The organism is Pseudomonas sp. HS-18 (genome assembly GCF_020401845.1).
GTDB classification, from domain to species: domain Bacteria; phylum Pseudomonadota; class Gammaproteobacteria; order Pseudomonadales; family Pseudomonadaceae; genus Pseudomonas; species Pseudomonas nitroreducens.
Genome location: NZ_CP084413.1, coordinates 3,280,495 through 3,303,629 on the forward strand (window position 1 = coordinate 3,280,495; position 23,135 = coordinate 3,303,629).

Genomic DNA, 23,135 nt, shown 5'->3' on the forward strand with positions numbered 1-23,135 from the left:
TGTGCGCATGGCGCGCCTCTTCTGCTCAGGTGCTCAGGACGATAGCTGTGTGCGTAATCGAGGTCAGTGCCGTGTCGGCCGGCGTTTCGGACGCAGGCCTTCGGCGACCTCCACCTCGATCAGCGAGCCGGGGTCTTCATTGCCCGGGTCATTGATGCCGGGCTCGGCCATGGCAGAGTCCAGGCTGCCCTGGGGCATCAGGCCTTCGCTGCGGTCGCGGAGGTCGAGCAGCGGCAGCAGATCGTCGTGGAATTCCTGCTGCTGCGTCTCGGAAAGCGCGGCGAAACCGTGGTTGAGGATATAGCGGGCGAGGACTTCCTGACGGCTGTCAGCCACCAGCGCGCCTTCGTCGAGCAGGCGACGAAGGCCCTCTGTACGCTCAAGATCGCGGTGTTCGTTGCAGCCCATCGTTCGCACCTCCCAGATCGGTTCCAGCGCGGGTGGTTAAGCGTGTGCGGCTCGGTACGAGCACTGGCAGTCGGCGATATCGTTGTGGCCGCCTGATCGGAAGACCGGCGCCGCGCGCGGCCGTTCGCGGCGAGGGACGAACGGTCCCGGTCCTGCACGCCAGACTGCCATCGCATTCCGGCATGGCCGGCATCGACCTATGGTATTGGCCGGACGCGGCGCGCGGCTCTTAGCATCTCGGATGTCTTCCCCGACAACGAGAACAACAAGTGGACCTGGGTAAAATCCTGCGCCGTAGCGCGCTTTACTGGCCTGACCGCGAAGCCGTGGTCGATTCCCGCCAACGCATCACCTTCGCCGACCTCGAACGCCGCACCAACCGACTGGCCTCGGGCCTGCTGGCGCTGGGGCTGGAGTCGGGCGCCCATGTGGCGATCCTGGCGCTCAACCGTGTCGAACTGGTGGAGGCGGAGATCGCCTTCTACAAGACCGCCATGGTCAAGGTGCCGATCAATGCGCGCCTGGCTGCCGATGAAGTCCTCAGCGTGCTGAAGGATTCGCGCAGCCAGGCGGTGATCGCCGATGCGACCTTCGCCCGGCTGATCGACCAGCGACGCGCCGAGCTGCCGGACCTGCAGCTGATAGTTCCGCTGGCGGACGAGGGGGGCGACGTGCCCTACGAGCAGGTCCTCGAGCGAGGTTCGGAGGCTCCCATCAGCTGCGACCCCGCCGACGACGCCCTGGCCGTGCTGCACTACACCTCCGGCAGCTCCGGCGTGCTCAAGGCCGCCATGCTCAGCGTCGGCAACCGCAAGGCGCTGGTGCGCAAGAGCATCGCCAGCCCCACCGGTCGCTCCGGCCCTGGTGACGTGATGGCCCACGTCGGCCCGATCACCCACGCCAGCGGCATGCAGATCCTGCCGCTGCTGGCCGCCGGTGCCTGCAACCTGCTGGTGGAGCGTTACGACGACCGCCTGCTGCTGGAGACCATTGAGCGCGAACGCGTTACCCGTCTGTTCCTGGTGCCGGCAATGATCAACCGCCTGGTGAACTTCCCTGCTGTGGAAACCTACGACCTGAGCAGCCTGCGCCTGGTGATGTACGGCGCTGCTCCTATGGCACCGGCGTTGGTGCGACGTGCCATGCAGGTGTTCGGGCCGATCCTCGCCCAGGGCTACGGCGCTGGCGAGACCTGCTCACTGGTTACCGTGCTCACCGAACAGGACCACATCGCCGCGCTGGATGACCCCAAACGTCTGGCTTCCTGCGGACGCTGTTACTTCGACACCGACCTGCGGGTGGTCAACGAGGACTTCGAGGACGTGAAGGCCGGCGAGATCGGCGAGATCGTCGTGCGCGGGCCGGACATCATGCAGGGCTACTGGCAGGCGCCGGAGCTGACCGCCGAGGTCATGCGCGACGGCTACTACCTCACCGGCGATCTCGCCACGGTGGATGAGCACGGCTACGTGTTCATCGTCGACCGCAAGAAGGAAATGATCATCTCCGGCGGCTTCAACATCTACCCGACCGAAGTGGAGCAGGTGCTCTACAGCCTGCCGGAAATCTTCGAGGCGGCGGTGGTTGGCGTACCTGATGAGCAATGGGGCGAGGCGATCAAGGCGGTGGTGGTGCTCAAGCCTGGCATGCAGCTGGACGAGGCACGGATCATCGAGCTGTGCGCCGCGCAGCTGGCCGGCTTCAAGAAGCCGCGCAGCGTGGACTTCGTCGGCGAACTGCCGAAGAACCCCAACGGCAAGATCGTGCGCCGCCTGGTGCGCGAGCCCTACTGGCAGAACCAGGATCGGCGGATCTGAGGAAAATTACCATGCAAGCTGACTCTCTGCAAACGAGCTCCGTGCACGCGAGCTATCCGGGTATTCAGCCCAGCGCCAAAGCGCAGGCGATCATCGACGATCTGCGCGGCTTCCTGCGCGAAGAGCTGCAGCCGCTGGAGCAGCGCGAAGGCATCCGCTTTGGCGAAAAGCACTCCCGCGAGCTGCTGCGCAATCTGTGGAAGCGCTCCTGCGAGCGCGGCTTTTACAACATCATGCTGCCCGAAGAGCTTGGCGGCGCCGGCCTGGGTATCGCCGACCTGTGCGCAGTGAAGGAAGCCGCTGCCAGCAGCGGCGCGGTGCTGGCAGCCCATGTGCTGGGCGAGCTGAGCGGCCCGCCGCGAGTCGGCCACCTGTTCCGCGTGGCCAGCGAGGAGCAGATCGAGCACTTCCTGCGCCCGGTGTGCCGTGCCGAGAAGGCCGTGTGTTTCGCCCTGACCGAGGCTGAGGCTGGCTCCGACGCCACGGCGATCAGGACCAGCGCGCGCCTGGAGGGTGATCACTACGTACTGGACGGCGCCAAGCGCTACATCTCCGGCGCGCCCTACGCGGACTTCGCCGTGCTGCTGGCGGTGACCGGGCCGGGCAAAGGCGCGGAAGGCATCTCGGCATTCTTTGTCGATCTGTCGGCGCCGGGGGCGAAGGTGGTTTCCGACTATCAGGCGATGTCCGGCCCCGGTACCCACGGTGACATCCTCCTCGAAGGGGTGAAGGTGCCGGTGGCGCACCGCATCGGCGCGGAGGGCAAGGGCTTCAAGCTGGCCATGGGGCGCATCACCCTGAACCGCCTGCTGCATTGCGCGACCATGCTCGGCATGGCCGAGCTGGCGCTGAACCTGTCGGTGGATTACGCGCGCTCGCGGGTGCAGTTCGGCCGACCGATCGGCATGTTCCAGGCGGTCAGCCACATGATCGCTGACATGGCCACAGAACTGTATGCCGCGCGCAGCATGATGTACGCCACGGCGGCCAGCTACGACGGGGGCGGTGACATCCGCACCCAGTCGTCGATGTGCAAGGTGTTCAGCTCGGAAACCGCCTTCCGCATTGCCGACCGCGCAGTGCAGGTGCATGGCGGAGCCGGGTTGATCAATGGCCATCCGGTGGAGTGGCTGTTCCGCGCGACCCGTATGATGCGCATCCTCACCGGCACCAGTGAAATCCAGCGCAACACCATCGCCAAGGGCATCCTGATGCCCGACTGATCGGCGGGACACTCAGGCACTGCACCCGACAAGAACAAGAGAGATAAGCGACATGCAAGATTCTTCTGCTAAAGAGCATGCCTACCAGCCCCGCCGGGCCTGGACGGTCGCCTTCCTGCTGGCGGCAATGATGCTGGTGAACTTTCTCGACAAGGTGGTCACCGGCCTGGTGGCGGTGCCGATGATGAAGGAGCTGGACCTGACGCCAGCGGAGTTCGGCCTGGTCGGCGGCAGCCTGCACTGGCTGTTCTCCCTCTCCGCGGTGGTCGGTGGCTTCCTCGCCAACCGCCGCTCCACCCGCTGGCTGTTGCTGGGCATGGGCGCCTTCTGGGCGCTGGTGCAGTTGCCGATGCTCTATGCCACTTCGCTATGGACGCTGGTGGCCTGCCGGGTGCTGCTCGGTGTGGGCGAGGGGCCGGCTTCGCCGGTCGCCACCCATGCGCTGTACAAGTGGTTCCCGGACGAGCGCCGCAGCCTGCCGGTCGCGCTGCTGCACTCGGGCAGCGCCATGGGCCTGCTGATCGCCGGGCTGATGATCCCGTGGGTCAGCACCCATTACGGCTGGCGCAGCAACTTCGCCGTGCTGGCGGTGCTCGGGCTGGCGTGGTGTGTGGCCTGGCTCCTGCTCGGTAGCGAAGGCCAATTGGCCGATGGGAAACGCAGCGGGCAGGGCGCCGAACGCTTGCCCTACCGCCGTCTGCTGGGCGACAGCACGGTGCTGGCCAACTATTTCTGCCACTTCGCCGCCAACTGGTCGCTGGCGCTGACACTGACCTGGGTGCCGGCCTACCTGGAGAGCGGCCTGGGCCTGAGCGCGATGAACGCCGGGCGGCTGTTTGGCCTGTTCGTGCTGGTGACCATGCCGCTGAGCCTGTTCATGGCGTGGCTGTCGCAGCGCCTGTTGCGCGCCGGGTTGTCGTCGCGGGTGGCCAGGGGCGTATTCGTCTCGGCTTGCCTGATGGCCAGCGGCGTGCTGTCCATCAGCCTGCTGGCGGACCTGCCGGTGGCGCTGCGCATGACCTACATGACCCTCAGCGGCGGCCTGGCGCTGGTAATGTACTCCGTGGGCCCGGCGATGCTTGCCGAAGTCACGCCCACCGCGCAGCGCGGCAGCATCCTGGCTATCGGCAATGCCTTCGCCTCGCTGGCGGGGCTGAGCGCGCCCATCGTCACCGGCTTCCTGGTACAACGCTCCGGTGGCCTGGATGGAGCAGGTTACGCCCACGGTTTTGCGGTCAGCGGCGTGCTGCTGGTGGTGGCGGGACTGGTCGGCCTGGCCTGGCTGCGCCCGCAGCGTTCGCGGGCGCAGTTGTCGATGGCGTTGCTCAGCCCCAGCTGAGCTTCCCCGCGTATCGCGGTCAATCGAGGAGATTGACCGCCGGCAGAGGCGAGCGCGCGATCAGCTCGCCTTTCCACGCTCCGCTGGCCACCGCTTCCACCAGCAGCTCGCGCACCAGGTCATGCACGCAGGACGCCGCGAAGCTCAGCGGCTTGTGCGCCGAGTGGGCGATGGAAACGGTGCGCTCGATCTGCGGCTCGACGATGCGCCGAGCCAGCGGCTGCGAAGCCACCTCGATGGGCGGCCAGTTGCTGATGGTCGCCGCCAGCCCGCTGACCACCAGGCCGGTGATTCCCACGGCGGACTGCTGCTCGTACTTCACATTCAGCTCGACCCCGGCTGACATCGCCGCCTGCTCGATACGCCGGCGCAGGTGCATGCTGCGCGGCGGCATCACCAGCGGCTGGCTGAGCGCCTCGGCCAGGGTCACGGTGTCGCCTTCGCTGGCCAGCGGCAGGCGTCCGACCCAGTAGAGCTGCTCGACGAAGATCGGCTCGGCAATGACGCCCTCCAGCTCCTCGGCGTTGGGCACGATGCCGAAATCCACCTTGCCCAGCTCGATGGCTTCACCACCTTCCTTGCTCAGGCCGTCGCGCACCACAAGCTCGATGCCGGCGAACTTCTCCTGCACACGGCGGATGATCGTTGGCAGCAGCAGGGCAGAGGTGGTCACTGGAATCGCCACCGACACCCGCCCGCGCGGATCGCCGCGGCTGGACATCAGCTCGTCCTTCACCGAATCGATCTTCTGCACCACCGAGCGGGCCACCTCATAGAGGCGCCGGCCGGCATCGGTGAGATCAACGCCGTCGTGCTGGCGCAGCAGCAACTGCACTTCCAGCTCACTCTCCAGCATGCCGATCTGCCGGCTCAGCGCCGGCTGGGCGATATACGCCTTGCGGGCGGCGGCGGAGAAGCTGCCGGCTTCGGCGATGGCGATCAGGTAACGCAACTGCTTGAGGGTCATCGTCGTGCCTTTCCGGCCATGCCGGTTTGTTATGGGGCCCATCTGAAGACGATATTTGTTCGTCGTCCGGCGGCTATTTAGTATCGACTCATCCGCGCAGATCAAGGGACGGTAACGATAAGAAAACAATCTCGGAAGTATCCTGGAAGTTCATTCGAAGAATAATTCTTCTCTTCAAAATATCCAGATAATTCAATCATCTGAGATCGATAGTTCATGTTGCCTCATGTGCTTTCGAGGATGAGTTTGTATTGCCTGCAGATCGCTCGAACAAGAATAAAGAGGATAAGAGTGATGACGCCGAAAGTTCGCATCATGGTGCGAGGTTCATGGCTATTGGTCGCAACTTGCGCCTGCCATCCCGCCTGGGGTTTCACCTTCGACATCGGGGAAATCCAGGGCCAGCTCGACTCCGCGCTGTCGCTGGGCGCGAGCCTGTCCACCCACAACCCGGAACAGCGCCTGATGCGCAGCGCCTCGGGCGATGACGGCCGCCGCAACTATCGCGCAGGCGACGTGTTCTCGAAGATCTTCAAGGGCCGCCATGATCTGGAGCTGAAATACGGCGACAGCGGTGTGTTCCTGCGCGGCAGCTACTGGTACGACTACGCCTTGCGTGACGAGAGCCAGCGCTTCAAGGACGTCGAGGACAACGGACGCAAGAACGCCAACAAATCCGCCGGCTTCGAGTTGCTCGATGCCTTCGTCTACCACAACTTCCAGATCGCCGATGAGCCGGGTTCGGTGCGCCTGGGCAAGCAGGTGGTGAACTGGGGTGAAAGCACTTTCATCCAGGGCGGCCTGAACGTGGTCAACCCGACCAACCTGTCGGCTATCCGCCGGCCAGGCTCGGAGGTGAAGGACGCACTGGTGCCGGTGAACCTGTTCTACGTGACGCAGAACCTCAGCGAGAACCTCTCCGCCGACTTTTTCTACCAGTTGGACTGGGAACAGACCAACCTGGACAACTGCGGCACCTTCTTCTCCAACAATGACTACATCCCCGATGGCTGCTCCGGCCTGGACGTGGGCAGGAATCTCAGCGGCAACGCCGCCGCGGTGCGTGCGCTGACGCCGTTCGGCGTGGACCTGACCAGCGAAGGCATCCGCCTGCAGCGTGCCGCCGACCAGGATGCGCGCAACAGCGGGCAGTGGGGCCTGTCGCTGCACTGGTTCGTACCGGCGCTGGACACCGAATTCGGCGTCTACGCCGCCAACTACCATAGCCGCCTGCCATACACCGGCTCGATCAGCAGCCCGTACCTGACCAACACCGACTTCGTGCCGCAGCTCTGCGGCAACCTCGGTCTGTCCGGAGCGGCCTGCAACGGCCTGATGAACAGCAGCGCCGGCAAGACGCTGACCGATGCACTGCGCATGGGCACTTCCAGCTACTTCGTCGAGTACCCCGAAGACATCCGCCTGTACGGCCTGACCTTCGCCACCACGTTGTCCAGTGGGACTGCACTGCAGGGCGAGTTGAGCTACCGGCCGAACCTGCCCCTGCAGTTCAACGGCCCTGACCTGATCCAGTCCGGCCTCGGCGATCCGTCGCGCACGCCGTTGTACAACAGCGGTGTCGTGGCTTACGCCGACAGCAACGCCACCGACGGCTACCGCCGCAAGGAAGTGACCCAGGCGCAGATGACCGCCACCCAGAGCGTCAGCCAGGTCATGGGCGCCGATCAGCTGGTGCTGGTGGGCGAGGTGGGCGCCACCTTCGTCGGCGGCCTGGAAGGCAACGGTGGCCCGCGCTATGGGCGCAACAGCACCTTCGGCTCCGGCGAACTGGCCAACAACGCGGTGTGCATCGCCAACTCGGCTACACCAGAGAACTGCAACAACGACGGCTTCGTCACGTCCTTCTCCTGGGGCTACCGCGCCCGCGCGATCTGGAGCTACGCCAATGCCATCGCCGGCATCGACCTCAAGCCGGGGATTTCCTGGTCCCACGATGTGAAGGGCTACGCGCCGGCGGAAGTCTCGGGCTTCAACGAGGGCGCCAAAGCCATCGGCCTGTCGCTGGATGCGGACTTCAACAGCACCTACAACGCCGGCATTTCCTACACCAACTACATCGATGGCGACTACGGCATTCGCGGTGACCGCGACTTCGTCTCGCTGTCGGTCGGCATCAACTTCTAAGCGGAGCCTGCCTCTTGAAACGCTTCCATTGTGTGTTATCCGCCATCCTCCTGGCCCAGGGCTCGGCCCTCGTGCTCCAGGAGGCCTGTGCCGCCGTCTCGGCCGGAGACGCCGCCAAGCTGCAAGTCTCCCTGACCCCCATCGGCGCCGAGCGTGCCGCCAGTACCGACGGCAGGATTCCGGCCTGGCAGGGCGGGCTATCCGGCGACGGCCTGAAGATCCAGGGCAACGGTACGCCGGCCGACCCTTATGCCGCGGACAGGCCGCTGTTCACCATCGATGCGAGCAACTACGAGCAGTACCAGGCCAACCTCAGCGCCGGGCAGATTGCACTGCTCAAGCGCTTTCCCGGCCAGTACAAGCTGCCGGTGTACCCCAGCCGCCGCAGCGCGGGCGTCTCCGGGCAGGTGAAAGGCTGGGCTGCGCACAACGCCACTGGCGCCAGACTGGTGAACGACGGCAATGGCATCGAAGGTTTCCACGGTGCGGTGGCCTTTCCGATCCCGCAGAACGGCCTGGAAGCGATCTGGAACCACATCACCCGCTATCGCGGCGGAAGCCTGTTGTCGGTCAACGACAGCGCAGCGCCCCAGGCGAGCGGCGACTATGTAATCACCACCACCGAGCAGCGCTTCACCATGGCCGATCAGGTCAGCAACTACGAGCCGGGCAAGGTGGACAACATGCTGTTCTACTACAGCCACCGCATCACCGCGCCCTCGCGCCAGGTGGGCGAGGTGGTGCTGGTCCACGAGACTCTGGACCAAGTGAAGCAGCCGCGCCTGTCCTGGGTCTACAGCTCCGGCCAGCGCCGCGTGCGCCGCGCACCGGACAACGCCTACGACGCCGCCGGACCGACCACCGCCGGCCTGCGCACCGCCGACAGCCGCGACATGTACAACGGCGCGCCGGATCGCTACGACTGGAAGCTGATCGGCAAGAAGGAGCTTTTCATTCCCTACAACAGCTACCGCCTGGCCTCGCCGAGCCTGAAGTATGCAGACTTTCTCAAGCCCGGCGTGATCGACTCCGCGCAGACCCGCTACGAGCTGCACCGTGTCTGGGAAGTGGAGGCGACGCTGAAACCGGGCGCGCGGCACATCTACTCCAAGCGCCGCTTCTACCTCGACGAGGACAGCTGGACCGTGGTGGAGAACGATCAGTATGACAGCCGTGGCGAGCTCTGGCGGATCGGCGAGAACCACACCTTCTACCGCCCGGACGCGCAGGTGCTGTTGTCCGCCGCGCAGGTGTTCTACGACCTGCAGGCCGGGCGCTACATCGCTTCGAACATGAGCAACGAGCAGCCGCGGGGCTATGACTTCGGTTTCCGCGCCACCACCTCGGATTACTCGCCCGGCGCCTTGCGCGGACTGGGTATCCGCTGATGGGCGAGCACCAGTGAGCCTTCATCCATGAAGGGCGACCGCAGCCGCCTGGCCGACCGCCTGCTGGGCGGCGGCCAGGAACCGGACCCGCGTTTCAGCCTGGCCAACGAGCGCACCTTCCTGGCCTGGATTCGCACCTCCCTGGCGCTGCTGGCGGGCGCCGTCGCGGTGGACGCATTCATCGGCCCCGCTCTGACGGGATCCTCGCGAACCTTCCTGGCGCTGCTGCTGGCTTGTCTCGGCCTACTGACCGCCGGGGCCGCCGGATTGCGCTGGTTGGGCGTGGAGCGCGCACTGCGCCATGGGCGGCCCTTGCCGGTGCCGCTGCTGGTGCCGCTGCTCGCACTGACCTGTGTCGTACTGGCTGCCGGGCTGATCGGCTTCCGGCAATGAGTCGCGATAACGGATTGCAGGCCGAGCGCACCACGCTGGCCTGGATGCGAACCTTGCTGCTTCTGCTGGTGCTGGCGGCGATGGTGCTGCGGCGTATCGCCGAGCTGTCCGTGCTGGCGCTGATACCCGCGGCGTTGCTGGTGGGCTGCGTGCTGGTCTGCCTGGTCGGGCAGGGCGGCCACTACCGGCGCAGTTGTCGAATGCTCGCCGGAGATCACCAGGGCGGCACCGGCTGCGCCGTGGCCTGCCTGTGTCTGGCGCTAATACTCATCGCCGGCTTGCTGCTCGGCCTGATCCTGCTGCACGACGAAACCTGACCATGCACGACCTGTACGATCTTGACCTGAACCTGCTGTCGGTCTTCGACGCAATCTACCAGCAGCGCAGCATCACCCGTGCGGCTCGACTCATGGGCCTGAGCCAGCCTGCGGTGAGCAACGCCCTGAGTCGCCTGCGCAAGCATTGCGGCGACCCGCTGTTCCTCAAGAGCCATCTGGGTGTGACGCCCACCGTGGCGGCGCACCGGCTGGCCGATCACGTGCGCCTGGCCTTCGAGAGCCTGCGCGAAGGCTGGCGTCAGGTGCCGGGGCGCGAGCCTTCCACGCCCGAACTGCGGGTCAGTTGCATCGACTGCCTGCAGCCGCTGTTCCTCGACACGGCACTGGCGCGGCTTGGCGAGAGCTGGCGGGTAACCTTCTACCAGCCGCAACGCCGCGCAGCCTTCGACGAACTGCGTGGTGGCCAGCTGGACATTCTGCTGGACATCGATCAGGTGGTGCCCTTCGGCTACGGCATCGAGCGCATCACGGTGCTGACGGACTACTACGTCTTCGCCCACGGCGCGGCGCTGGAGCAACCGCCGCAATCCCTGGTCGACTACCTGCGCCTGCCGCAGGTTCAGGTATCCGCCCGGCGCTCGGGCTTGTGTCCGGTGGACCTGCAGCTAGGCTTGCGCGGGCTGCGCCGGAACATTGCCTGCCGGGTGCAGAGCGTGCTGGCCGCGCGCGTGATGCTCGACCGGCATCCGCTGGGAGTGACTTTACCGGCGCGCATGGCCGGCATATTGGGCCTGAGCAGCCAGCCACTGCCCCTGGACGGAGCCGTGGCATTCCCCGTGGCCATCTACATCGCCCCCGGCCTGGACGATGGCGGGCGAATCGCCGGCCTGGCGCGGGCACTGGCGTCACGCCTGGCAGCGCTGGTCGTGGCAGCTTAGGCGTCGTCGTTGCTGACGACGCGGTTGCGGCCGGTCTGCTTGGCGCTATACAGGCGCTGATCGGCCTGCTTGAGCACGGCATCGGAGGAAAGCGACGTGCGGTCGCCCACGGCCACGCCGATGGACACCGTGACCTTGCCGACCTGGGGAATCAGTGTGCCGGCGACCGTTTCGCGGATACGCTCGGCGATGCTGCGGGCTGCTTCCAGGTTGGTTCCCGGCAACAGCAGGACGAATTCCTCACCGCCGGAGCGACACGCCAGGTCTTCGCTGCGGGAGGAGTCGCGCAGTACGCCGGCGACCCGCCGCAGAGCCTCGTCGCCAGCGTCATGGCCCCAACTGTCGTTGACTCGCTTGAAGTGGTCGATATCCAGCAGCAGCACCGCGTAGGACAGCCCGGACTGCTCCAGTGCTGCCAGGGCTGCGCCGAGGGCGCGGCGATTGGCCAGACCGGTGAGCGCGTCGCTCTGGGCTTCCTGGCTGAGCCGGCCGAGCTTCTGCTGCATGAGCCCTACGCCCGTCAACAGCGCCTGGCGAATGGCCGCGGCCTCGCGGTACCAGGTCCTGATGGCGCGCAGCTCGCCCGGTGTTTCCGGTGCCGACAGGCGCTCGGCGCTGTAGGCCAGTTGCCGCAGCGGTCGGGTGATCAACAGCGCGCCGCCCCAGATCAGCAGCACGCCGAGCAGGCTGGCGGGGATCAGTCCGAAGAACATGTCCTTCATCAGCAGGCCCAGCGGCGCAAGGCTCAGGTCGCGGGGCTGCTGCGCCACCACGGCCCAGTTGGCCTCAGGCACCTGGGCGTAGCCGGCGAGCATTTCCACGCCTTGGGTGTTGGGCACCTCCATTGCGCCGGTTTCCCCGCGCAACGCGGCTTCCACCGTCGGGCTGCCCTTGAGCAGCTCGCCGACGCGCTGGGCCTCGGGATGGTGCAGCAGGCGGCGGTTGGCGTCGGCGACGAAGGCATAGGTGCCCTCGTGGTGGAAGTGGCTGCCGATGATGGTGTGCAGTACGCTTTGCTTGAGGATGTAGACCGAGCCGCCGACCAGCCCGAGGTATTCGCCGGAAGGGCTGACGATGGGCTGGGAGATGAACACCACCAGGTTGCCGGCGATGGACACATACGCCTGGCTGACCACTGGCTGCTTGAGTTGCAGGGCCTGCTGCACACCCACCGAGCGCAGCGTGGTGCCGACTATCTGCAGCGAGTCAGGGTAGGCCTCCAGGACCTTGCCGTGAGCATCGACGATGGCGATGGAGTTGAAGTAAGTGTCCTGGGATTGCAGGCGCATCGCTTCGGCGCGCAACACCCCGCGATCCCCCTGATGCGTTGCGAGGATATTGGCGCTGAAGGCCAGGTTGCGCTGCGCCGAATCGATAAACTCGCTGATGCTGGAGGCGACCTTGGCGGCATAGGCGCGGTTGGCCTCCAGGGTGGTATGGATCAGCGCCGAACGTTGCACGGTATAGGCCACGACCAGGCTGTTGCCGAGGGTCGCCAGGGCGGCGAGCAGGACGAAGAGCAGGATCAGCAGCCGCAGGGTCAGCGGCTTGCGGCTCCAGCGCTTCATGCGGCCACCGCAGGTGGGCGAGGCGCACCGGGAGCTTCGACGAGGGGGCAGTTCTCTGCGCCGGGGCGCGATTTCAGGTGGCTGTCCATGGGGCCGGGCTCTGTACTGGGGCGGGCTGCCTGGTTCGTCTGTCTTCGACGGGTCGAAGTTCAGGATAGGCAGGGATGAGCCGCCAGTCACCTGTGCCGGGGCGGTTCAGCCGCCCGGGAGGGCAGCACGCCCGGCAGACAGCGCGTCACGATTGTTGGCGCAGGCGTGCGGCGTGCCTCCAAGCCTGGCTCCCATGCCCTCGACGGCAACTCTGCAGGAAGCTGCAGGGTGAGCTCAACCGGAGGTTGCGTACCGGGGTTTCCTGGCGGCGCGATTGGGGGAGTGCTGACACAGGGGAACACCTCAGCAGATTCGCCGCCCATGAAAAAGCCCCGCACAGGCGGGGCTTCTTCTTCAGCTGCGGCGCGATCAGTTGCCGGCGGCGGCAGCGGCCATGTCCGACACGCTCTCGCCACGGTGCTGGCTGAACTGCGGGGCCAGCGAGCCGACGATCATGCCGACGGCGCTGCAGATCAGACCCACTAGCTGCGGCGGCCAGAAGTCGCCTTCCTGGTGGCCAAGTTCCAGCGAGACCCAGCCGATCAGGCCGCAGGCGATGGCGGTCAGGGCGCCCTGGGTAGTGGCGCGCTTCCAGAACAGGCCGAAGAACAGCGGCACCACGGCGGCGACCAGGGTCACCTTGTAGGCGTTGCCGACCATCTCGTAGATGCTGGCGTTGGACAGCAGGGCGAACAGGCAGGTGGCGACGGTCATCGCCAGTACGCTGCAACGCATGGCCAGCAGGGCCTGGCGGTCATTCATGTTGGGCAGGAAGTGCTTGACGATGTTCTCGGTCAGGGTTACCGACGGGGCCAGCAGGGCGCCCGAGGCGGAGGACATGATGGCCGAGAGCAGGGCGCCGAAGAACATGATCTGGGCGAACAGCGGGGTACGTTCCAGGATCAGGTGCGGCAGGATCTGCTGGGAGTCTTCGGCCAGCCAGTGCTTGACCATCTCCGGTTCGATCATCGAGGCGGCGTAGATCAGGAAGATCGGCAGCATGCAGAAGACCAGGTAGCAGCAGGCACCGGTCATGGTGGCGCGCTGGGCGATCTTCTCGGTCTTGGCCGACATCACGCGGGCATAGACGTCCTGCTGCGGGATCGAGCCGAACATCATGGTCACCGCCGCGCCGAGGAAGGCTACGATGTCCTTCGCCGAGGTGCCGTGCATGAAGGTGAACTTGCCTTCGCTGGCGGCGTGGCTGATCACGTTGACCGGGCCGCCGGCCATGTCGCCGATCAGCCAGACGAGGTAGAACAGGCCGCAGACGATGATGATCATCTGCAGGAAGTCAGTCAGCGCCACCGACCACATGCCGCCGAACAGGGTGTGCAGCAGGACGATGATGGTGCCGATGATCATGCCCTGGGTGGTGGTCAGGCCGCCGTCGGAGAGCACGCTGAAGACCACGCCCAGCGCGGTGATCTGCGCAGCGACCCAGCCCATGTAGGAAATGATGATCACCAGGCTGGTGAAGATTTCCACGTGTTGGCCGAAGCGCTTGCGGAAGAAGTCACCGATGGTGAGCAGGTTGAGGCGGTACAGCGGGCGGGCGAAGACCACGCCGACCAGCATCAGGCAACCGAAGGAGCCGAAGGGGTCTTCGATGATCCCGGCGAAGCCTTCTTCGAGGAAGGTGGCCGGAATGCCCAGCACGGCTTCGGAGCCGAACCAGGTGGCGAACACCATGGTCACGACGAGGGGGAAGGACATGCTACGACCGGCGGCCGCGTAGTCCGAGGAGTTGTGCACGCGGGTGGTGGCGTAGAAACCGACAGCTACGGTGATCACCAGATACACCGCTACAAACCAGATCAGCATTTGTTCGTTCCGTTGGCTCGCCGGGAACCGTACCGCCGAGACGAAACTCGGGCAGGTGGGCCACGACTGACAAAGTTGTTTTTGTTGTGTTGCGCGGCCGAGGTCATCCGGTGCACCAGGCAGGGGAGCCGGAAAAACGTAACCAGTTGCGACAACGGGCCGCAGTCTGCCAAATCCGTTAAATATGTCAAACACTTGAATCGCCAATGAGCGAAAAAAATTACATTGCTGGACGAATGGTTGCGCTAAAGGATTGATTTGATTGGTTGCTAACGATCAAAAGTGACTGTTTAGTCTTTTATTTTTTACAGCCCATGTTCGATAAGCAGAACAGCTTGGGAGCCGCTAGGCTCTTGGCACGGCACGCTTTCAAGGACTTTCATGTTCGAGCATTTCGACCTGGCGCAATTGCTTTCCCAATACGGCTACCTGGCGCTGTTCATCGGTTGCCTGCTGGAGGGCGAGACGATCCTCATCCTGGCCGGCCTGGCAGCCCACCAGGGCCTGCTGGCCTACGTGCCGGTGGTGTTCTGGGCGACCCTGGCCGGCACCCTGGGTGACCAGTTGCTCTACTGGACCGGCCGGCGCGCCGGCGACCGCGCGCTGCCCTGGCTGCAGCGGCGTGGGTTGGCCGTGGAGCGGGTCACCGGGCTGATCGAGCGACATCCGCTGCTGGCGATCTTCTCCGTGCGTTTCCTTTACGGCATGCGCCTGGCCGGGCCGTTGCTGATCGGCGCGAGCCGGGTAGGGCCGCTGCGCTTCCTGCTGATCAACCTGCTCGGTGCCTTCTGCTGGGCGCTGCTGTTCGCCAGCGCCGGCTACTGGGCGGGGGAGGTGCTGGAGCGCTGGCTGGGCAACCTGCGGCCGTATCGGCTGCCGATCTTCCTTGCGGTGCTGGTGCTGGTGGGTGGATTGGAGCTGTGGCGGCGCCATCGGCAGCGGCGCAAGGCGCATTCCGGGGCAACCCGGGAAAGTTTGCACAAGCCTTGATACAGAGCGGTTTGGATTCGTGCGCGGCGCGATTAGAATCGCCGCTCTTTCGATCAAGGACGCTGTCATGAGCCTTTACCAGCCCGGCATTCTCGCCACCCCGGTTCCCGCCCACGCCCGCCATCTGTTCTTCGATGTGAAATCGCTGCAGGACCTGCCCGCCGCGCTGGATCGCCTGCTGCAGTTCGCCGATGGCGAGGGCGCGGTGGTCGGTTTCGGTGAGTCGCTGGTGCGCGCGCTGGGGCGCCGCATCGAGGGGCTGCGCGAGTTCCCGGCCATTTCCGGCGTGGGCGTGGACAACCCGTCTACCCCGCATGCGCTGTGGATCTGGCTGCGCGGCGAAGAGCGCGGCGAGCTGCTGCTGCGTACGCAGGAAGTCCAGGTGCTGCTGGCCCCGGCGCTGGAACTGACCTGCCTCACCGAAGCGTTTCGCCACGGTACTGGCCACGACCTGACCGGTTACGAGGACGGCACCGAGAACCCGCACGACGACGACGCCATTGCCGCCGCCATCGTCGATGGCGACGCAGCGGGTCTGGTCGGCGGCAGCTTCGCCGCGATCCAGCAGTGGCGTCACCAACTGCAGGACTTCGCCGCGCTGCCGCAGCACGAGCGCGACGACATCATGGGTCGCCGCCTGAGCGACAACGAGGAACTGGACGACGCGCCTGAGTCCGCCCACGTCAAGCGCACCGCGCAGGAGAGCTTCGAGCCCGAAGCCTTCATCGTGCGCCGCTCCATGCCCTGGACCCAGGGCCAGGACGCGGGGCTGATGTTCCTCGCCTTCGGCCGCACCCTGGACGCCTTCGAGGTGCAACTGCGCCGCATGAGCGGCCTGGAAGACGGCATCACTGACGCGTTGTACCGCTTCAGCCGTCCGCTCACCGGCGGCTACTACTGGTGCCCGCCGCGCAAGGACGGGCTGCTGGACCTGAGCGCGCTGCTCGGCTGAGCCGCCGCCGTCCCCGAGAGCCCCGCCAGTGTGCGGGGCTTTTTGTGGGCGCTGACGCGCTGGTTCGCGAGCACAACACTGCACTGAAAGGGCGCCGCAATGGCACCCCGATCTTCGGCGGAATTGGCTGTTGGTCCGATGCACCCCGAGGCGTAGCGTGAACCCCACGTTCCCACTGCCCGAGGTACCCACCATGCACGCATCCGCATCCCTGAAACTGTTGTCCGCCGGCCTCGGCCTGGCGCTGAGCCTGCCGGTATTCGCCCATGGTGATGCGGCCAACCCGGAGAAAATCGACGTCCAGCAGGAGCAGAAGCTCCCCGATGCCGCCGGCAAGAAGGGCCTGATGATCACGGTTGCCTACGAGCCGGGCCAGGCGTCCGGTGCACACGTGCACAGCGGCTCGGTGTTTGCCTACGTACTCGAGGGCGCGGTGATCTCCCAGCTCGAAGGGCAGAAGCCGGTGACCTACCGGGCCGGCCAGTCCTGGTACGAAGCACCGAACACGCCGCACCTGGTCTCGCGCAACGCCAGCGACAAGAAGCCGGCCAAGTTGCTGGTGTGGATGCTGCTGGACGAAGGCGCACCGGTGCTCACGCCGTTGAAGAAGTGAATGCCCGAATGCAGAACCCCGCCAACTGGCGGGGTTCTTCGTCGTGGCTTGCGGATCACTCCGGCGCGCCGGGCACCTGGCGCGGGGCCATGAAGAACATCCAGGCCAGGGCCAGGAAGTACATGGTCGGGATCAGGGTGAAGAGGATCGCGTAGTTGTTGTGGGTGACGGTGAGGATGTAGCCGACGATCTGGGTCATGAACATGCCGCCAATCGCCGCGCACATGCCGCCGAAGCCGAACACCGTGCTCATCATGTGCTTGGGCGTGTAGTCCATCACCAGGCTCCAGATGTTCGCCGTCCAGGCCTGGTGCGCACCCACCCCCAGGGCGATGGCGGCCACGGCGATCCACAGGCCGCTGGCCTTGGCGGCGAAGACCACGCCGATGATGCAGCAGGCGCAGATGAACATCGACAGCAGGCGCGCATGGATGGGCTTCATGCCGCGACCGATCAGCCAGGACGACAGGATGCCGCCGCCGATGCTGCCGAAGTCTGCGGTCAACCAGATCAGCATCAGCGGAATACCCATCTGGGTGACGCTGATCCCCAGGCCGTATTGCTGATTGAGGAAGGGCGGCAGCCAGTAGAGGTAGAACCAGAACACCGGCGCGGTCAGCGAAAGGGCCACGGCGAAGGCCCAGGTGCCGCGCATGCGCAGGATGGCGGAGAAGGGCGCGCGCTCGGCCGGCGGCTCGTCGGCTGCCTGGATGTAGTCCAACTCGCTCTGCTTCACCGTCGGGTGTTCGTCGGGATTGAAGTACTTCAGGCCCCACAGGATCACCCAGACGAAGCCCAACGCACTCATGCACAGGAACGCCGCCTGCCAGCCCCAGGCCGCGAGGATCAGCGGCAGCAGGGCAGGCGTGACCATGGCGCCGACGTTGGTGCCGGCATTGAAGATACCGGTGGCCATGGCGCGTTCGCCGGCGGGGAACCAGAGACGCGTGGTCTTCACGCAGGCGGGGTAGTTGGCCGCTTCGGTCAGGCCGAGGATGAAGCGGCAGACCATGAAGCCGGCCGCCGAACTGGCCAGGCCGTGGGCGCCAGTGGCGAAGCTCCACAGCAGCACGGCGAAGAAGAATGCGCGCTTCACGCCGATGCGGTCGATCAGCCGACCCTGCAGCACGAAACCAATGGCATAGCCGACCTGGAACCAGAAGTTGATGTTGGCGTAGTCCATGGCCGTCCAAGCCATCTTCTCGGCGAGGATCGGCTGCATCACGCCCAGGGCGGCGCGGTCGATGTAGTTCAGGGTAGTGGCAAAGAACACCAGGGCGAGCATGCCCCAGCGCACCTTGCCGACGGCCATGGCGCCACGCACCTTGCCGAAGAGGGAAGAACCGTGCGGAGCGACCGCGGCGAGGGGAGCGGATTGCGTATGGATCATGATCGGGCCATCCGTTATCGGGCTGACGCGCAGCCTCGGGAATTATTGTCGTGCCGCAAGCGTTCCGCGTACTCCACCGCCGATCGGCGAGGGTTGCAGGAATGACGTGCGGTGGCTGGCGAAAATCAGTGCGCGCGGCGGTGGCCGGACGGCGTGCACAAACCGGGCATCGGGCGGGCCAGGATGGTTTGGCGATGCGCAAGGGGGGCAGCGAGGCGGGGGGGAGTGATGTACATGAGCAAGTACCCGTTCTTGAAATTGTTATGGATGACACGCAGTCATCTCGCAGCGGCTGTCGTTGTTCCAGGGATTGAGGCAGGTCCCCGGCAGCCGGTTTGCGTCGACGTGGCCAAATCTTGAGCAGCGGCCGGAACAGCGTCAATTCGATAAACGGCCTTTGGTTCGGTAATCGAACACAAAGCTAACTAGTTAGTACACTTTAAATTGCTGCCGGCCCGGACCGCCAGAATAATCGGACTCAGCCGGAGACCGATTCCAACAAGCCCCTCACCCCGCCCGGCAGGAGTTCAGAGATGCAACGTTCGATCGCCACCGTTTCCCTGAGCGGGACCCTGCCGGACAAGCTCGAAGCCATCGCCGCCGCCGGTTTCGACGGCGTGGAAATCTTCGAGAACGATCTTCTCTACCATGGCGGCAGCCCGCGCGACGTGCGCCGCCTGTGTGCCGATCTGGGGCTGGCGATCACCCTGTTCCAGCCGTTCCGCGACTTCGAGGGCTGCCGCCGCGACCGCCTGCCACGTAACCTCGACCGCCTGGAACGCAAGTTCGACCTGATGCAGGAGCTGGGCACCGACCTGGTGCTGATGTGCAGCAACGTTGCGGCGGACTGCCTGGGCGAGCGCGAATTCCTCCTCGAGGACCTCGGCCTCGCCGCCGAGCGCGCCGGCGCCCGTGGCCTGCGCGTGGGCTACGAAGCCCTGGCCTGGGGGCGTCATGTGAACACCTGGCAGCAGGTCTGGGACCTGGTGCGCGCGGTGGACCACCCGGCGCTGGGTGTGATCCTCGACAGCTTCCACACGCTATCGCTCAAGGGTGACCCTGCCGGCATCGCCCAGATTCCGGGGGAGAAGATCTTCTTCGTGCAGATGGCCGATGCGCCGATCCTGGCCATGGATGTGCTCGAGTGGAGCCGGCACTTCCGCAATTTCCCCGGCCAGGGCGAGTTCGATCTGCCGGGCTTCCTTGGGCCGATCCTCCAGAGTGGCTATCGCGGCCCGCTGTCGCTGGAAATCTTCAACGACGGCTTCCGCGCCGCGCCGCCGCGGGCCAACGCCGCCGATGGCCTGCGTTCGCTGCTGTATCTGGAGGAGAAGACCCGCGAGCGCCTGCTCGGCGAAGGCATGCCGCAGGAACAACTGGACTGCCTGTTCGCGCCGCCACCGGCCAGCCAGCTTGATGGTGTGGAGTTCCTCGAATTCGCCGTGGACGAAGCCCTTGGCGCGCGCCTGGGCAACTGGCTGGAGCGCCTGGGCTTCGCCCGCGCCGGCGAACATTGCTCCAAGGCGGTCAGCCTGCTGCGCCAGGGCGACATCAATATCGTGCTCAACGCCGAACCCTATTCCTTCGGCCACAGCTTCTTCGAAGCCCATGGCCCGTCGTTATGCGCCACCGCATTGCGCGTGCGTGGCGCCGCCAGCGCTCTGGAGCGTGCACAGGACTACAAGGGCCAGCCGTATCGCGGGTTGGTCGGCCCCAACGAGCGAGAGATTCCCGCTGTGCGTGCGCCGGACGGCAGCCTTATCTACTTGGTTGAAGAGCGTGCCAGCGGGCAGACCATCTATGACGTGGACTTTCGTCTCGATCCCGAGGCCCGGCCCAGTGGCCGGCTGCAGCGTATCGACCACATGGCCCTGGCCCTGCCGGCGGATGGGTTGGACAGCTGGGTGCTGTTCTACAAGGGGCTGTTCGACTTCGAGGCCGACGACGAAGTGGTGCTGCCCGACCCCTACGGCCTGGTGAAGAGCCGCGCCCTGCGCAGCGCCAACGGCAGCGTGCGGTTGCCGCTGAACATCTCGGAGAACCGCAACACCGCCATCTCCCACGCGTTGTCCAGTTATCGCGGCTCCGGCGTGCACCACATCGCCTTCGCCTGCGAGGACATCTTCGCCGAGGTGGCGCGGGCCAAGGATGCCGGCGTGCCTCTGCTGGAAATTCCGCTCAACTACTATGACGATCTCGCCGCTCGCTTCGACTTCGACGACGAATTCCTCAGCGAGCTGGCCTACTTCAATGTGCTCTACGACCGCGATGCCAACGGCGGCGAGCTGTTCCACGTCTATACCGAACCGTTCGAGGGGCGCTTCTTCTTCGAAGTCATCCAGCGGCGCGGCGGTTATGCCGGTTATGGTGCGGCCAATGTCGCCGTGCGCCTGGCGGCCATGGCCCAGGCACGCAACGGTACCACGCGCCGGCCGAAGGTCTGAGCCCGCTGCGCTTTGCCTGAAGGGCGCTGGGGCGCGCATAATCCGCGGATTCTTTCACCGCACAGCCGGCGCACTGGCGCCGGCGGACCGATGCCCGAGCCCATGACTGCCGACAGCGCCATCCAGCCTATTCCTGCCGAAACCGCCCGCCGGGGCCGCAAGAACAACCCGGAGAAGACCCGCGAGGATATTCTCCAGGCGGCCATCGTCGAGTTCGTCCAGCAGGGTCTTTCCGGGGCGCGGGTGGATGCCATCGCCGAGCGCATGAATACCTCGAAGCGGATGATCTACTACTACTTCGGCAGCAAGGAACAGCTCTACCAGGCCGTACTGGAGAAGCTCTACGGCGACATCCGCGGCACCGAGCAGACGCTGCACCTGGCTGAGCTGGAGCCGCTGGAAGCCATGCGCCGGCTGGTGGATTTCACCTTCGACCACCACGACCGCAACGTGGATTTCGTGCGCATCGTCAGCATCGAGAACATCCACTACGGCCAGTTTGCTTCCGGCTCCGAGGCAATCCGTTCGATGAACAGCAACATCCTGCGTACCATCGAGGACATCCTCCAGCGTGGCGCCACCAGCGGCGCGTTCCGTGGCGGCCTGCAGGCCATTGACGTGCATATGCTGATCAGCGGGTTCTGCTTCTATCGCGTGTCCAACCGCCACACGGTCGGATCGCTGTTCCAGATCGAGCTGGAGGACCCGGCGATCAAGGCGCGGCACAAGGACATGATCGTCGAGGCGGTGTTGCGCTACGTCCAGCCCTAGGCCGGCAGGATTTGGAGCGGGGAGGGTTCGCGAGCGAGCTCGCTCCTGCCGAAACCGCTCGATCTGGATCCTGGCGCAGGAGCGAGAGCGGAATCACACCGTCGCGAAATGCGCCAGCATCCGCTCAGCGTTCGCCTTCACACCACTGAACAACTCGAACGCCTTCACCGCCTGGAACACCGCCATGTTGCCGCCATCCAGCGTACGACAGCCCAGGCGGCGGGCGTGGCTGAGCAGTTCGGTCTCCAGCGGGAAGTAGATGATCTCCGCCACCCACAGGCGTGTGTGCAGCAATTCCAGCGGCAGCGGCGCACCGGGTAGCTTGGCCATGCCGACTGGCGTGGTGTTGACCAGCCCGTCGGCTTCGGCGAGTGCGCTGGCCAGGTCGTGACCGATCCGCGCGCGCTGTCCGCCAAAGTGGGCGTTGAGGTTGTCCACCAGCACCTGGGCACGGGCCGAATCCACTTCAAAGATCGTCAGTTGCTCCACGCCTTCGCTGAGCAGGGCATGGGCTACCGCAGCGCCCGCGCCACCGGCCCCCAGTTGCACCACACGTTCGCGCGGCGCATCACTGAGGTTGCGGCGGAATCCCTCGGCAAACCCCAGACAGTCCGTGTTATGCCCGATCCGTCTGCCGTCACGCAGCACCACGGTGTTTACCGCACCGATGCCGCGCGCTTCATCGGAGAGTTCGTGCAACAGCGGAATCACCGCCTGCTTGCACGGAAAGGTGATGTTCAGCCCGGTGTAGCCCATGCGCTCGGCGGCAGCCAGCAGGTCGGGCAGGGCGGCTGAATCGACGCCCAGGGTGTCCAGGTCGATCAAGCGGTAGAGGTAGCGAAAACCCTGGGCGTCGCCTTCCCGCTCGTGCAGCGCCGGGGTGCGCGAAGCCTGGATGCCGGCGCCGATCAGGCCGGCCAGGACGGTACGGTGCTCACTCATCGGGCTCACTCCTGCAGCAGCTTGGCGAAGTGCTGGATGCCGGCGCGGTAACCGCCGCTACCCAGACCCGCGATCACGCCCACGGCGATAGCGGAGACGAACGAGTGGTGCCGGAATTTCTCGCGCTTGTGCACGTTGGACAGGTGCACTTCGATCACCGGCAATTCCACGGCGGCCAGTGCATCGCGGATCGCCACCGAGGTGTGGGTCCAGGCAGCGGGATTGATCAGGATACCGGCGCAGCGGCCGCGCGCCTGGTGAATCCAGTCGATCAGCTCGCCTTCGTGGTTGGTCTGGCGGAATTCGATTTCCAGGCCACTCTCGGCGCCGGTGCGTTGGCAGAGCGCGGCGATGTCGTCGAGGGTTTCGTGGCCGTAGGTGGCGGGCTCCCGGGTACCGAGCAGATTGAGATTCGGCCCGTTGAGCACGAGCAGGATGTGAGGCATGGGGAATGGCTCCGTTGTTCTTGTATGGCCGTAGAGGAAAGGCCTGTAGAAGCAAAATGTACCAAATGGTTAATTTGGTCAATGCGGGGCGGTGAAGCGGATATGGTGAGGAAAATTCCCTATAAATCGTCAAAACGCCGGAAACGTCGATGATTCACCAGGCTAGGTAATCCCCTGTGCACAGGTGTGCAGAATCACATTCCGTGCGG

At 65.5% G+C, this 23,135-nt stretch carries 20 protein-coding genes; 13 read left to right on the forward strand and 7 right to left on the reverse strand.

Annotated features, from left to right (window positions below):
- Positions 1-63: 63 nt before the first annotated feature.
- Complete coding sequence (locus tag LDJ84_RS15260; RefSeq protein WP_065083820.1) at positions 64-408, reverse strand: hypothetical protein; 345 nt, start codon at positions 406-408, stop codon at positions 64-66.
- A 269-nt stretch (positions 409-677) separates the two neighbouring features.
- On the opposite strand from LDJ84_RS15260, the gene LDJ84_RS15265 reads away from it, so the two are divergent.
- The 3 genes from LDJ84_RS15265 to LDJ84_RS15275 are packed head-to-tail and all read left to right on the forward strand — an operon-like array spanning position 678 to position 4,787.
- Positions 678-2,225 carry an AMP-binding protein gene (locus LDJ84_RS15265; RefSeq protein ID WP_037013556.1) on the forward strand — a complete coding sequence of 516 codons (1,548 nt, stop codon included), beginning with the start codon at positions 678-680 and terminating at the stop codon, positions 2,223-2,225.
- 11 nt (positions 2,226-2,236) lie between these two features.
- Complete coding sequence (locus LDJ84_RS15270; protein WP_037006526.1) at positions 2,237-3,448, forward strand: acyl-CoA dehydrogenase family protein; 1,212 nt, start codon at positions 2,237-2,239, stop codon at positions 3,446-3,448.
- A gap of 52 nt (positions 3,449-3,500) precedes the next feature.
- A complete protein-coding gene (locus tag LDJ84_RS15275) occupies positions 3,501-4,787 on the forward strand; it encodes an MFS transporter (RefSeq protein WP_024762503.1) in 1,287 nt (428 codons plus the stop codon).
- 19 nt (positions 4,788-4,806) lie between these two features.
- On the opposite strand, the gene LDJ84_RS15280 is transcribed toward LDJ84_RS15275, so the two are convergent.
- Entirely contained in the window at positions 4,807-5,754 is a 948-nt protein-coding gene (locus LDJ84_RS15280) for a LysR family transcriptional regulator (RefSeq protein WP_024762504.1), read from the reverse strand.
- Positions 5,755-6,048: 294 nt separating this feature from the next.
- Here LDJ84_RS15280 and LDJ84_RS15285 point away from each other — a divergent pair, with 294 nt between their 5' ends.
- Genes LDJ84_RS15285 through LDJ84_RS15305 form a run of 5 tightly spaced genes read left to right on the forward strand, consistent with a single transcriptional unit; the run spans position 6,049 to position 10,896 of the window.
- Entirely contained in the window at positions 6,049-7,899 is a 1,851-nt protein-coding gene (locus LDJ84_RS15285) for a DUF1302 domain-containing protein (RefSeq protein WP_024762505.1), read from the forward strand.
- Between the two features lie 14 nt (positions 7,900-7,913).
- Positions 7,914-9,287, forward strand: a complete 1,374-nt coding sequence (locus LDJ84_RS15290; protein WP_081753930.1) for a DUF1329 domain-containing protein — start codon at positions 7,914-7,916, stop codon at positions 9,285-9,287.
- A 27-nt stretch (positions 9,288-9,314) separates the two neighbouring features.
- The gene (locus tag LDJ84_RS15295) at positions 9,315-9,680 is read left to right on the forward strand and encodes a YidH family protein (protein WP_024762507.1); all 366 of its coding nucleotides are present in this window, start codon (positions 9,315-9,317) and stop codon (positions 9,678-9,680) included.
- A complete protein-coding gene (locus tag LDJ84_RS15300; protein ID WP_024762508.1) occupies positions 9,677-9,997 on the forward strand; it encodes a DUF202 domain-containing protein in 321 nt (106 codons plus the stop codon). The genes LDJ84_RS15295 and LDJ84_RS15300 overlap by 4 nt, the downstream gene beginning before the upstream one ends.
- A gap of 2 nt (positions 9,998-9,999) precedes the next feature.
- Positions 10,000-10,896 carry a LysR family transcriptional regulator gene (locus LDJ84_RS15305; protein WP_052239074.1) on the forward strand — a complete coding sequence of 299 codons (897 nt, stop codon included), beginning with the start codon at positions 10,000-10,002 and terminating at the stop codon, positions 10,894-10,896.
- Here LDJ84_RS15305 and LDJ84_RS15310 read toward each other — a convergent pair.
- The gene (locus tag LDJ84_RS15310) at positions 10,893-12,464 is read right to left on the reverse strand and encodes a diguanylate cyclase (RefSeq protein ID WP_038803204.1); all 1,572 of its coding nucleotides are present in this window, start codon (positions 12,462-12,464) and stop codon (positions 10,893-10,895) included. The genes LDJ84_RS15305 and LDJ84_RS15310 overlap by 4 nt on opposite strands.
- Before the next feature lie 459 nt (positions 12,465-12,923).
- On the reverse strand, positions 12,924-14,378 hold the full coding sequence (locus LDJ84_RS15315; protein ID WP_226044943.1) for a sodium:solute symporter family protein: 1,455 nt from the start codon (positions 14,376-14,378) through the stop codon (positions 12,924-12,926).
- A gap of 381 nt (positions 14,379-14,759) precedes the next feature.
- On the opposite strand from LDJ84_RS15315, the gene LDJ84_RS15320 reads away from it, so the two are divergent.
- The 3 genes from LDJ84_RS15320 to LDJ84_RS15330 all read left to right on the forward strand — a co-directional run bounded on the left by LDJ84_RS15320 (position 14,760) and on the right by LDJ84_RS15330 (position 16,933).
- Positions 14,760-15,368 carry a DedA family protein gene (locus tag LDJ84_RS15320; RefSeq protein WP_024762510.1) on the forward strand — a complete coding sequence of 203 codons (609 nt, stop codon included), beginning with the start codon at positions 14,760-14,762 and terminating at the stop codon, positions 15,366-15,368.
- Positions 15,369-15,435: 67 nt separating this feature from the next.
- Positions 15,436-16,320, forward strand: coding sequence for a Dyp-type peroxidase (locus LDJ84_RS15325; RefSeq protein WP_024762511.1), 885 nt, complete (start codon positions 15,436-15,438; stop codon positions 16,318-16,320).
- Between the two features lie 193 nt (positions 16,321-16,513).
- Complete coding sequence (locus LDJ84_RS15330) at positions 16,514-16,933, forward strand: cupin domain-containing protein (protein WP_024762512.1); 420 nt, start codon at positions 16,514-16,516, stop codon at positions 16,931-16,933.
- A gap of 55 nt (positions 16,934-16,988) precedes the next feature.
- On the opposite strand, the gene LDJ84_RS15335 is transcribed toward LDJ84_RS15330, so the two are convergent.
- Positions 16,989-18,323: an MFS transporter gene (locus tag LDJ84_RS15335; protein WP_024762513.1), complete on the reverse strand. Its 1,335-nt coding sequence runs from the start codon at positions 18,321-18,323 to the stop codon at positions 16,989-16,991.
- Positions 18,324-18,856: 533 nt separating this feature from the next.
- Here LDJ84_RS15335 and quiC point away from each other — a divergent pair.
- Positions 18,857-20,767 (forward strand): 3-dehydroshikimate dehydratase QuiC, encoded by a 1,911-nt coding sequence (quiC, locus tag LDJ84_RS15340; RefSeq protein ID WP_038803205.1) that lies wholly within the window; start codon positions 18,857-18,859, stop codon positions 20,765-20,767.
- A gap of 102 nt (positions 20,768-20,869) precedes the next feature.
- Positions 20,870-21,538 carry a TetR/AcrR family transcriptional regulator gene (locus LDJ84_RS15345; RefSeq protein ID WP_024762514.1) on the forward strand — a complete coding sequence of 223 codons (669 nt, stop codon included), beginning with the start codon at positions 20,870-20,872 and terminating at the stop codon, positions 21,536-21,538.
- Positions 21,539-21,631: 93 nt separating this feature from the next.
- Here LDJ84_RS15345 and LDJ84_RS15350 read toward each other — a convergent pair whose 3' ends face one another.
- The gene (locus tag LDJ84_RS15350; RefSeq protein ID WP_024762515.1) at positions 21,632-22,480 is read right to left on the reverse strand and encodes a shikimate dehydrogenase; all 849 of its coding nucleotides are present in this window, start codon (positions 22,478-22,480) and stop codon (positions 21,632-21,634) included.
- A gap of 5 nt (positions 22,481-22,485) precedes the next feature.
- Positions 22,486-22,926, reverse strand: a complete 441-nt coding sequence (aroQ, locus tag LDJ84_RS15355; protein WP_024762516.1) for a type II 3-dehydroquinate dehydratase — start codon at positions 22,924-22,926, stop codon at positions 22,486-22,488.
- Positions 22,927-23,135: the final 209 nt, after the last annotated feature.

Coding starts and splice junctions, on each gene's coding strand:
- LDJ84_RS15260 (WP_065083820.1), bottom strand. CDS start 408: ATGGGCTGCAACGAACACCGCGATCTTGAGCGTACAGAGGGCCTTCGT.
- LDJ84_RS15270 (WP_037006526.1), top strand. CDS start 2,237: ATGCAAGCTGACTCTCTGCAAACGAGCTCCGTGCACGCGAGCTATCCG.
- LDJ84_RS15275 (WP_024762503.1), top strand. CDS start 3,501: ATGCAAGATTCTTCTGCTAAAGAGCATGCCTACCAGCCCCGCCGGGCC.
- LDJ84_RS15280 (WP_024762504.1), bottom strand. CDS start 5,754: ATGACCCTCAAGCAGTTGCGTTACCTGATCGCCATCGCCGAAGCCGGC.
- LDJ84_RS15285 (WP_024762505.1), top strand. CDS start 6,049: ATGACGCCGAAAGTTCGCATCATGGTGCGAGGTTCATGGCTATTGGTC.
- LDJ84_RS15295 (WP_024762507.1), top strand. CDS start 9,315: ATGAAGGGCGACCGCAGCCGCCTGGCCGACCGCCTGCTGGGCGGCGGC.
- LDJ84_RS15300 (WP_024762508.1), top strand. CDS start 9,677: ATGAGTCGCGATAACGGATTGCAGGCCGAGCGCACCACGCTGGCCTGG.
- LDJ84_RS15305 (WP_052239074.1), top strand. CDS start 10,000: ATGCACGACCTGTACGATCTTGACCTGAACCTGCTGTCGGTCTTCGAC.
- LDJ84_RS15310 (WP_038803204.1), bottom strand. CDS start 12,464: ATGAAGCGCTGGAGCCGCAAGCCGCTGACCCTGCGGCTGCTGATCCTG.
- LDJ84_RS15315 (WP_226044943.1), bottom strand. CDS start 14,378: ATGCTGATCTGGTTTGTAGCGGTGTATCTGGTGATCACCGTAGCTGTC.
- LDJ84_RS15320 (WP_024762510.1), top strand. CDS start 14,760: ATGTTCGAGCATTTCGACCTGGCGCAATTGCTTTCCCAATACGGCTAC.
- LDJ84_RS15325 (WP_024762511.1), top strand. CDS start 15,436: ATGAGCCTTTACCAGCCCGGCATTCTCGCCACCCCGGTTCCCGCCCAC.
- LDJ84_RS15330 (WP_024762512.1), top strand. CDS start 16,514: ATGCACGCATCCGCATCCCTGAAACTGTTGTCCGCCGGCCTCGGCCTG.
- LDJ84_RS15335 (WP_024762513.1), bottom strand. CDS start 18,323: ATGATCCATACGCAATCCGCTCCCCTCGCCGCGGTCGCTCCGCACGGT.
- quiC (WP_038803205.1), top strand. CDS start 18,857: ATGCAACGTTCGATCGCCACCGTTTCCCTGAGCGGGACCCTGCCGGAC.
- LDJ84_RS15345 (WP_024762514.1), top strand. CDS start 20,870: ATGACTGCCGACAGCGCCATCCAGCCTATTCCTGCCGAAACCGCCCGC.
- LDJ84_RS15350 (WP_024762515.1), bottom strand. CDS start 22,480: ATGAGTGAGCACCGTACCGTCCTGGCCGGCCTGATCGGCGCCGGCATC.
- aroQ (WP_024762516.1), bottom strand. CDS start 22,926: ATGCCTCACATCCTGCTCGTGCTCAACGGGCCGAATCTCAATCTGCTC.